4 protein-coding genes are annotated in these 6,003 nt (G+C 48.7%); 3 read left to right on the forward strand and 1 reads right to left on the reverse strand.

Annotated features, from left to right (window positions below; all coding sequences use genetic code 11):
- The coding region (locus tag QUB26_RS30970) for a CHAT domain-containing protein (protein WP_333321136.1) at positions 1 to 1,302 on the forward strand (1,302 nt) is incomplete at its 5' end.
- An 18-nt stretch (positions 1,303 to 1,320) separates the two neighbouring features.
- On the opposite strand, the gene QUB26_RS30975 is transcribed toward QUB26_RS30970, so the two are convergent.
- Positions 1,321 to 1,974, reverse strand: a complete 654-nt coding sequence (locus tag QUB26_RS30975) for a Crp/Fnr family transcriptional regulator (RefSeq protein ID WP_333244866.1) — start codon at positions 1,972 to 1,974, stop codon at positions 1,321 to 1,323.
- Between the two features lie 713 nt (positions 1,975 to 2,687).
- Between QUB26_RS30975 and hslO the strand changes: the two genes are divergently transcribed.
- On the forward strand, positions 2,688 to 3,587 hold the full coding sequence (gene hslO, locus QUB26_RS30980) for an Hsp33 family molecular chaperone HslO (RefSeq protein WP_333215619.1): 900 nt from the start codon (positions 2,688 to 2,690) through the stop codon (positions 3,585 to 3,587).
- Between the two features lie 246 nt (positions 3,588 to 3,833).
- Entirely contained in the window at positions 3,834 to 5,897 is a 2,064-nt protein-coding gene (locus QUB26_RS30985; RefSeq protein ID WP_333244869.1) for a hypothetical protein, read from the forward strand.
- The last annotated feature ends 106 nt before the right edge of the window (positions 5,898 to 6,003 follow it).

Genomic DNA, 6,003 nt, shown 5'->3' on the forward strand with positions numbered 1-6,003 from the left:
TCAAGTCTACCCGGACGGGGCAGACTTGATTACCTCTTCTATCATACATTCCCCTCCCGACAATTAATCCACCCTGCATCTGCCTCTTTCACAACTACTATCAACCCCCCCAATATTCAGCAAATTCAACAAATCGCTAAAGAGCAAAACGCTACCCTCGTCGAGTATTCAACTATTGAGAATCTAGCCCTCTATATTTGGGTTATCAAGCCGACTGGTGAAATTACCTTTCGCTCAGTTGACCTCAAATCTCTGAACATCAATCTACCCGAAGCCACCGAACAGACAAGAGTATCTGCTGCTACCGGGAGGAGAGGATTAAACGAGCCAGATACAGCCTTAGCTGAGATGATTCGCGGCACTCGCGAGGCTCTGGGTGTATCGGGGGACACTGCCAATAAACAAACAGCTAATCCCCCTGCTTCTACCACTGCTAATTCTCGGATAATCTACCCCAAATTACAGCAAAGTTATCAACTATTCATTCAACCCATTGCCGATCTTTTACCTACTGACCCGAATGCTCCTGTCATCTTCATTCCGCATCAATCCCTGTTTTTAGTTCCCTTTGTCGCCTTACAAGATCCGACAGGTCAATATCTGATTGAAAAACATACCATCCTTACTGCTCCCGCCATTCAAATTTTGCAGTTAACCCGCCAATCACGGCAAAAAGTCCGACAACTTTCTCTCCAAAATAACCTCGTCGTCGGCAATCCAATTATGCCCAAAATTGGCAACCCGCCGCGCCAATTAGATCCCTTACCGGGCAGTGAACAAGAAGCAATTACAATTGCCCAACTTCTGAATACTAAACCGATTACAGGCTCTCAAGCGACTAAAGCATCGATTACTCAACAGATGCTAAAAGCCCGAATTATTCATCTGGCAACTCACGGATTACTCAATGAAGTGAAGAGGGGAGATTTACCGGGAGCGATCGCCCTTGCTCCATCAGGAAATGATGATGGATTGCTGACTTCGAGCGAAATTTTGGATTTAAAATTAAATGCTGAATTAGTGGTATTAAGTGCTTGCAATACTGGCAGAGGAAAACTCACCGGTGATGGTGTGCTTGGGTTATCTCGTGCTTTAATTAGTGCTGGAGTTTCTAGTATTATCGTTTCTCTGTGGTTAGTGCCCGATGAGCCGACAGCGGAATTAATGGCAGAATTCTATCGCCAATTACAGAAAAACCCGAATAAAGCTCAAGCTTTGCGGCAAGCGATGCTGATGACAATGAAGATGCACCCAAATCCGCAAGATTGGGCCGCGTTTACGCTGATTGGCGAAGCAGAATAAGATTTTTTTCTGCGCTTGCTACACAGCTTGAGGGTTGCAGCCAAACAAATCGGATCTGGACGCAAAAACATCTTTGTTAAGAATTAAATGCCGATCGCCATCTCGACTGATTAACCCTTGCTGCTGCAATTTTCCCAGCATTCGAGTTACTGTTACCCGCGTCGTGCAAATCGCATTAGCAATATCTTGATGTGTCAAGCGGATATTCAAACGAGTTCCCTCCACCACAGGCTGACCGAATTCCTGTTGCAATAATAGCAGTAGCTGATACAAACGGTCATCTACTCGCCGCTGTCCGGCGATCGATAAAATTGCTTCCATTTGCCGCAGCCGCCGTACCATTTGAGGTAGCAACTCGTGAGCCAATTGAGGAGAAGCTTCGATTTCCACCATTGAATACCAGATCAAATAAATATCTGATGTCGCCGTAGCTCGGTAAGTCTGCAAGCTTGTCAACCACAAACCGAAGCACATCGAAGGCCCAACCCAACCCAAAAGTCCTTCTTCCCCGCTTGGATAAAGCGTACTCAGTTGTGCTAGACCTTGACAGACTCGCCAAAGGCCTTGCGACATCATAGGAATGGTTTCCCCCTTGGCATAAAAATGCAAGTTTCGACTCGCTCCTGTGTTATGCTGGATTTCCGCTAAAAGTGCTTTGGATGTTGGTGGCATATCCTTTATTTCCAGCTAAAAAACATTGGTCTGAGACCTACGCCTCTGACTCTAACCGACCAAGGTAAAGGTTTGGTAATCGTCAGGTTAGCGGCAAGATAAGCTTTAGTCATTAGTCATTAGTCATTAGTTGTTAGTCATGAGTCATTAGTCATTAGTCATTAGTTTAAGACTTATGCACCGGTAGCCAGAAACCGGGTTGTTTAGATTAAGTACATCGGCTTAAAAGCCTCTAGATAGGTTAAAAAGCCAGGTTTATTTGTTCGTAGTGCGTCCTGGACTATAGTTATTAGTTATTAGTGGTTAAGCTGTGGAGCATTTAAAATAGTATTGTAGGGTGCGTCAGTCCGCAGCGTTTCCCTTGCCGATGGAAGCGATCGATCTGACGCACCCTACTGGCATCGTTAGTGGTTTAAATGCTCCACAGATTATTTGTTAGTTGTTATAAAATGACTTAGAATAAGGTGGCTTTGTAAAAATAAAGGCACTCGTTATTTGGGGCTTTTCAAATAAATATTGATCGTGAATAATCCCTTCGAGTATTTGTTAAGAAATAGTTGGTTAATCAAGGTAAAAAAGAAAACAGAGGCGAGTTGTGAAGTTCGATCGCACATCCAGGCCCGCCGAGTCAACTGCTGCTCTCTGCTGCCACAACCTTCAAGAACTTATAAAATAGTTCAAGAAGGTATCAAAAGACAAAAGCAAGGTTTTTCATGGCCGATCAATTAATTCGCGCTACAGCCGCAGAGGGCGGAATTCGCGCTGTAGGCGTCATTTCCACCCGCCTCACCGAAGAAGCAAGACAGCGGCACAAGCTCTCCTACGTGGCTACAGCCGCCCTCGGCCGCACGATGTCGGCGGGGCTGTTACTCGCCTCCAGCATGAAGCGGCCCGAATCGAGGGTCAACATTCGCATCAAAGGAGATGGGCCACTGGGCGGGCTTCTGGTTGATGCAGGACTTGATGGAACAGTTCGAGGTTATGTGGATAATCCCGAAGTGGAACTGCCGCCCAATGCTAAAGGCAAACTAGATGTCGGCGGGGCAATAGGTGACGGGTATTTGTACGTGGTGCGGGACGTTGGATACGGCTTCCCTTATTCAAGTACGGTGGAATTGGTTTCTGGCGAAATTGGCGACGATCTGACTCACTATTTGGCAACCTCGGAGCAAACGCCTTCGGCTCTGGTTTTGGGGGTGTTTGTGGGGGCGGGCGGGGTAGAAGCGTCTGGGGGTGTGCTGTTGCAGGTTCTGCCGAAGGCGGCAACGGACGAAAAATTGGTGCAAACTTTAGAATCTAGAGTTGCTCAATTGTCGGGCTTTACGCCACTGCTGCGATCGGGCAAAACGCTGCACCAGATTCTCGAAGAGTTACTGGGAGATATGGGCCTGGAAATTTTCCCGGAAACTCAGATGGTGCGCTTTGACTGTGGCTGTTCGTTCGATCGAGTTTTGGGAGCTTTGAAAATGTTGGGCGAAGCGGAACTCCAAGACATGATTGAAAAAGATGGGGGGGCTGAGGCTACGTGCCATTTCTGCAACGAGGTTTACCAAGCTAATAGCGACCAACTTGCGGAACTCATCGGCGATTTGCGCTCAAACTCCGGTTCTTGAGAGGATAATGTGTAATTGGCTCTATTGAGTGCGAGTTAGGGATGATGGCCTTGACCAATTGCCAATTACGCATTATCAATTACCTAATCACAAAATTTTGATTGTGGCGGTTTGGCGATCGGCTCTTGCAGTCTGGGGCCGACGGGAGTATGTAAAAGTGATGAATACATTTTATAGAGCAGTTGATAGCAGCGCTCGCAGTTTTTAAATAACTAACGCTGGCTGGTTGCTGTTTGTGGTGAGGATATGAGTCAAGATCGCAAAATACCAGGCCGTTGGTCTGCATCAGAATCCTTGGAGTCAACAAAGGATACTTCGTCGCTGGTGCGCTTACCAGCAAGGAAAAACCGGGCCCAACGACTTAAAGAGCTCCGAGAGTTGGTTACTTCGGGAAAACTGCCGGGAGGGCATCTGGAACTACCGCCGAATTTGTCTGGGGAAAACTCGCAGCCGCCGGGGGAACACAATCCGTTGTGGCGGAACTGGTCGAATAAGTGGCAGTTTTGGCTGGCGCTGAGTTTGATGCTATCGGTGGGTATGGGGTTTGTGGCAATTGCGTCTTTGCTCAACCTGACATCGCAGTCAAATTGCTCAAAGATTTTTTGGCCGACGGCTTCTGCTAACGATCGCTTTTTTTGTGCTCAAGAAGCAGCAAGCAAGCGGACGGCGGATGATTTGCTCAGGGCGATCGAATTAGTGAATGCTTTGCCACAAAACCATCCGCTGCGGCCGAGAATTAACACTCAAATCGATCGGTGGTCGGAGGATATTATTAGGCTGGGAAATGCTAGTTTCCAAGAAGGAAAGCTGGATGAGGCGATTGCGCTCGCTCGTAAGGTTCCTAAAAACGTTCCCGCTTACCCGAAGATGGAAAAGCAGATTGAAAAGTGGCAGTCGATATGGAGCGATGCAGAGAAAATTTACCGCACGGCGGAAGACCACTTGCGTCAGGAAGAGTGGCCGCTGGCTTTCAGCCAAGCTACTCTGCTTTTGGATTTGGGAAATACTTTCTGGGAATCGGCTAAGTACGAGGAATTGACTAAGCTAATTCAGACGACTAAGGCGGAGGGCAATAAGTTGCTAAAAGCCCGGAATACAGCCTCCGAGGGAGGTCTCGACAATCTGGTGACGGGGATTAAGCTGGCTCAGGGAATTGATCAAAACAGTTATTTGTATCAAGCTGCCAATAAGGCGATCGCGGAATTTAGCAAGAAAATTCTGGAGATCGCCCAAAAACGATTGCAAGCAGGGGATTGGCAGGAGGCGATGGCGATCGCTAACAAGATTCCAGAGTCGGCAAATTTAAGGGAACAAGTACAGGATTTTAATGAGTTGGCGAATGCTACTTCTCAGGCTTTGACTGGCTCTGTTGAGGGTTTCTCCAAGGCGATCGAGATTGCTCAAAAGTTGAACTCCGGCCGCCCTTTATACAAACAAGCTCAAGATTTAGTCGGTCGCTGGCAGCAAGAAATGGCTGATGTCAAAGTTTTGGATTTGGCAAGCAGGCTGGCGGCGCCTGGTGGGGTAAATGATTTGAGGGCTGCGATCGCGCAATTGCAAACAGTCCCGGAATCAAATCCCCGCGCTTCGGAAGCTCGCCGTCAAATTAGCACCTTGAGCCGTCAAATCGAGCTGCTGGAAGACAGTCCCTATTTGCAAAGAGCGAACGATTTGGCGAGTACGGGCGATCCGAATGCTCTGGAAGCCGCCGTTGCTCAAGCTTCTCGGATCGGTAGAGGTAGGGCGCTTTACGTGGAAGCTCAAGCCAAAATTCAAGCTTGGATCGAGAGGAGACAGCGGCTTGTTGACCAGCCGTTTTTGGATAGAGCTCAGCAGCTAGCGGCGGCCGGCAATTTGGCGGGGGCAATTGAGATGGCGCGCCGGATTCGATCGGGACGGGTGCTTTATCAGGAAGCTCGATCGAACATTCGGAGTTGGGAGGCTCAATTTCAGGGCGAGCAAAATTTGCAGAACGCCCGTCAGACGGCCCGAGCCGGGACTGCTGACGCTTTGCAAACGGCTATTGCGCTAGCAAGTCAGGTGCCGGAGTCGAGTTCGCTCCGGTGGCAGGCGAGTGAGGCGATTGATGAGTGGAGTCAGCGGATTTTGGCGCTTGGTGTCGAAGAGTCGTCGTCGGATCTGGCTGGGGCGATCGCGACTTTGAAGAAAATTCCTTCGGGTACTCGGGCTTTTGAGCAAGCTCGATCGCAAATCAAAGTTTGGGAGGAGTCGCTGAATCCTCCTGAGTCTGAATCTCCCCCTCCCGAACCGCCGGAAATTGAGCCTCCGACCAGCTCTGGCAATCGTTAGGTTTGAGGGTGAGAAGCTGCTACCTAATATGGAATGAGAATTAAATAACTTCCACTCTTGAAAGTGGGATGGGCGTCCCGCCCGTCCAAAAAGGACGGGCGGGACG

It is taken from the genome of Microcoleus sp. B4-C1 (assembly GCF_036705285.1).
Classification (GTDB): domain Bacteria; phylum Cyanobacteriota; class Cyanobacteriia; order Cyanobacteriales; family Microcoleaceae; genus Microcoleus.